This window comes from Vibrio sp. 378 (genome assembly GCF_033339435.1).
Genome location: NZ_JAWOUO010001150.1, coordinates 1 through 524, shown reverse-complemented (window position 1 = coordinate 524; position 524 = coordinate 1). Strand labels below are relative to the sequence as shown.

Below are 524 nucleotides of genomic sequence, written 5' to 3'. Positions count from 1 at the left end.
ATGCCAAATGAGCTTAACGCCTGCTCAATGGCAACCTTCATATTGCCTGTGTAGGCGTCTGGGCGAACTACGGGCTCTGATAAGTTAAACTCGGCTTGTTTCCAATGCTGTTGGCACAGCGATTGAAGAACAGAAAAATGCGATCGCAAGCTGTTGATTTGCGCGGCAGAGAAGCGTTTACCTTCACGCAAGCAGCCAAAATAGAGAATTACCCAACGACCGGATTCGATTTCTACCAGCATGCTGAGTTCATCTTTCCAACCTGGTTGATCGTAAAACTGCTTTCGGTACGTTTGATATTCGATGCCTTTTTTCGCCACATCTTTTAGGGTGAAGATGCCTTGTTGCTTGTTCTGGTTGAGGTTTTGGAAAAACGGATCGTTTTGAAATGAGTTGGTCAGGTAACGTTGAAATAGCAACTCACGTTCATTTTCAATCGAGTCATATAGATAGCTCGGGTGTTTGCCTTCTCGGTAACCAAGAATGATCGCGCAATCAAAATCGAAAATTGCGTGAATCACGCT

General features: G+C 44.7%; 1 pseudogene. It reads right to left on the bottom strand.

The features are described 5' to 3' along the window. Nucleotides 1–521: pseudogene (locus R7Q48_RS30875) on the bottom strand (LuxR family transcriptional regulator); the annotation flags it as partial. Nucleotides 522–524 lie beyond the last annotated feature (3 nt).